The organism is Pseudomonas sp. R62 (genome assembly GCF_000257605.1).
Classification (GTDB): domain Bacteria; phylum Pseudomonadota; class Gammaproteobacteria; order Pseudomonadales; family Pseudomonadaceae; genus Aquipseudomonas; species Aquipseudomonas atacamensis.
Genome location: NZ_JH635998.1, coordinates 3,281,986 through 3,285,450 on the forward strand (window position 1 = coordinate 3,281,986; position 3,465 = coordinate 3,285,450).

The 3,465-nt window shown below is 62.5% G+C and carries 2 protein-coding genes; both read left to right on the forward strand.

Translation table 11 applies throughout. The features are described 5' to 3' along the window. Nucleotides 1-1,334, forward strand: a 1,334-nt coding sequence (locus OQK_RS15860; protein ID WP_081489868.1) for a DUF1329 domain-containing protein, incomplete at its 5' end; no start/stop codon positions are given. Between the two features lie 175 nt (nt 1,335-1,509). Continuing rightward, on the forward strand, nt 1,510-3,465 hold a 1,956-nt coding region (locus OQK_RS15865), incomplete at its 3' end, for a LuxR family transcriptional regulator (RefSeq protein ID WP_038860994.1).

The window sequence follows — 3,465 nt, forward strand, 5'->3', positions numbered from 1 at the left end:
GTGTTCTGGGCCTGTCGCTGCTGGCGACCAGTGTCATGGCGGCGGTGCCTGCTGCCGAAGCGGACAAACTGGGCAAGAGCCTGACGCCGATGGGCGCGGAAATGGCCGGCAATGCCGACGGTTCGATCCCGGCCTGGAAACCGCTGCCGAAAAATGCCGGCAGCGTCGACAGCAAAGGCTTCCTGTCCAACCCTTACGCCAGTGAGCAACCGCTGTTCACCATCACTGCCAAGGATGTCGACAAGTACAAGGACAAGCTTGCCCCGGGCCAGTACGCAATGTTCAAGCGCTACCCGGAAACCTTCAAGATGCCGGTCTATCCGTCCCATCGCGGCGCCACCGTGCCGGATGACGTGTTCGCCGCGATCAAGAAGAACGCCACCAGCACCAACCTGGTGTCCGGCGGCAACGGTCTGGAAAACTTCGATACCGCCGTGCCGTTCCCGATCCCGAAAACCGGCGTGGAAGTGATCTGGAACCACATCACCCGCTATCGCGGCGGCAGCGTGACCCGTCTGGTGACCCAGGCCACGCCGCAACCGAACGGCTCGTACAGCCTGGTGTACTTCCAGGATCAGTTCGTGTTCCGCGACAAGATGAAGGACTACGATCCGGCGAACCCGGGCAACATCCTGTTCTACTTCAAGCAGAAAGTGACCGCGCCGGCGCGTCTGGCCGGTGGCGTACTGCTGGTGCACGAAACCCTCGACCAGGTCAAAGAGCCACGTTCGGCGTGGGTCTATAACGCCGGTCAGCGTCGTGTGCGTCGTGCACCGCAAGTGTCCTATGACGGTCCGGGTACCGCAGCGGATGGCCTGCGTACGTCCGACAACCTCGACATGTACAACGGTGCCCCGGATCGCTACGACTGGAAGCTTGAAGGCAAGAAGGAAATGTACATCGCCTCCGACAGCTACAAGCTCGACGATCCGAAGCTGAAGTACTCGGACATCATCAAGGCCGGCCACATCAATCAGGACCTGGCTCGCTACGAGCTGCGCCGCGTCTGGCACGTGGTCGCGACCCTGAAGGAAGGCCAGCGCCACATCTACGCCAAGCGTGACTTCTACATCGACGAGGACACCTGGCAGGCAGCGGTCATCGACCACTATGACGGTCGCGGCCAACTGTGGCGTGTAGCCGAGGCGCATGCCGAGAACTACTACGACAAGCAAGTGCCGTGGTACGCCCTCGAAACCCTCTACGACCTGCAGTCCGGCCGTTATCTGGCACTGGGCATGAAGAACGAAGAGAAGCAGGCGTATGACTTCGGCTTCACCGCCACCACCAGCGACTTCACCCCGGCCGCTCTGCGTCAGGATGGTGTTCGCTAAACCTGCGTAAACCCGAGGCCGCATCCTCGTGAAAACGCCCCGACCGGTTCGGGGCGTTTTTGTGTCTGTAGCCTTTTTGTAGCCATTTGTAGCAGCAACCTTCATAACCGGTTCGATTAAGGCTAGGCTGCGGACATCTGCAACGCCGCCAATCGCCTTCGAACAAGAGCCGGCCATGACTGATCTGTCCCCACTTCCGGGTCCCGCAAGCATCACCGTCGCAGCACTGGACGGGCGTTTTTTCCGCCCGCCGCTGCCTGATGGCTATGTCTTGCGGCCGCGCCTTTGCCAGCGTCTGCAGGCCGGGCTCGGAGGTCGGTTGCTGCTGGTCAGCGCCCCGGCCGGGTTCGGCAAAAGCTCGCTGGCGGTGGAGTTCTGTCAAAGCCTGCCGGCGCATTGGCAAAGTCTCTGGCTGGGCTTGAGCCCACGAGACAGCGATCCCGGACGTTTTCTTGAGCGCTTGCTTGAAGGGCTACAGGACTATTTTCCTGCGTTGGGCGCTGGCGCTCTCGGTCTGCTGAAAATGCGTCAGCGCCATCAGCCATTTGCGTTCGAAGAGTGGCTCGACGGTCTGCTCGATGAGCTGGCGCTGCATCTCGATCCTGCCGCGCCGTTGCTGCTGGTGCTCGACGACTACCACCTCGCCCAGGGGCCGGTGCTGGATCGTTGCCTGCAATTTTTCCTCAATCATCTGCCCGATGGCTTGCTGGTGATGGTCACCAGCCGTCAGCGTCCGGACTGGCATCTGGCGCGTCTGCGCCTGTCGCGGCAGTTGCTTGAGCTGCACGAACAGGATTTGCGCCTGACCCACGACGAAGCCCTGACCTTGCTCGACCGCCACAGCAGCTCACTGCGCGGCGAAGCACTGGAAAGCCTGATCCAGCGCAGCGAAGGCTGGGTCGCCGGTCTGCGCTTCTGGCTGCTGGCGGTGGCCGAGGCGGGCAACGATGCCGCGCTGCCGCAAGCACTGAACGGCGGCGAAGGGCTGATACGCGATTATCTGCTCGAAGAAGTCATCGATTGCCTGCCGGCCGAAGTGCAATCGTTTCTCTACGAAACCGCTCCGCAGGAACGCTTTTGCAGCGAGCTCTGCGACGCCGTCCGCGAAGCCCATGACAGCGCCGAGATCCTGCGCTTTCTCCTCGCCCATCAGGTGTTTCTGGTGCCGCTGGACGAGCACGGTCACTGGTACCGCTATCACCATTTGTTCTCTGACTTGTTGCGCAGCCGGCCGATCGCCCAGGCGATGGTGCCCAACGCCACCCTGCATTTGCGCGCCTGCCGCTGGTTCAATGCGCAAGGCCTGCTCGACGAAGCGGTGGAGCAGGCGTTGCGTGCCGGGCATCTCGATGTCGCGGCAAATCTGGTACAGAACCTTTCCGAAGAACAGCTGCTCGCCGAGCAGAACGTCGGCATGCTGCTGCGCTGGAAAATGGACTTGCCCGACAGTCTGCTGATCAGCACGCCTCGGTTGATCGTGCTCTACAGCTGGGCGCTGGGGCTGGCCTGTCAGCTCGATGCCGCTGAGGAGCTGGCCAGCCATTTAAGCCGCTTTCTGCCAGCACCTTCAGCCACTGCGCAGAAATCCATGCTGGCGCAGTGGCTGGCATTGAGCGGGATCATCGCTCGCGGACGCGGCCATCGCGAACTGACCCTGCGCTATTGCAGTGAAGCGCTGGAGAGCCTGCCGGCCAAGCGTTACGGCCAGCGGCTGATGTGCCTGTCGACCTTGTCCAATCTGGCGATCGCCGACGGCGATCTGTGGCGCGCCCGTGGCCTGAACCGTGAATCCCTCGAGCTGGCGCAACGGGTCGGCAATCCATTATTCGAAGCATTGGCTCACTACGACAGAGCTCGAGTCTTGCAATCGCGGGGCGAGATTCTGCGTGCACTGGATGAAGTGCATCAGGGCCTGGAGCGGCTGCGCGGTCTGTCGCCGCAACGCCTGTACGCCGTGCGCGCGCGGCTGACGTTGTATGAAGGTTTCCTGCTGGCGATGCGTTTGCAGCCGCAGGCCGCACGCGTACGCCTGCTGGCCGGCATTGGCGAAGCGCGGGCCTGTCGCGACATCAGCGTGCTGATCGGCCACTGCGTGATTGCCCGCCTCGACGGCGCCAGCGGCGAGTTCGCC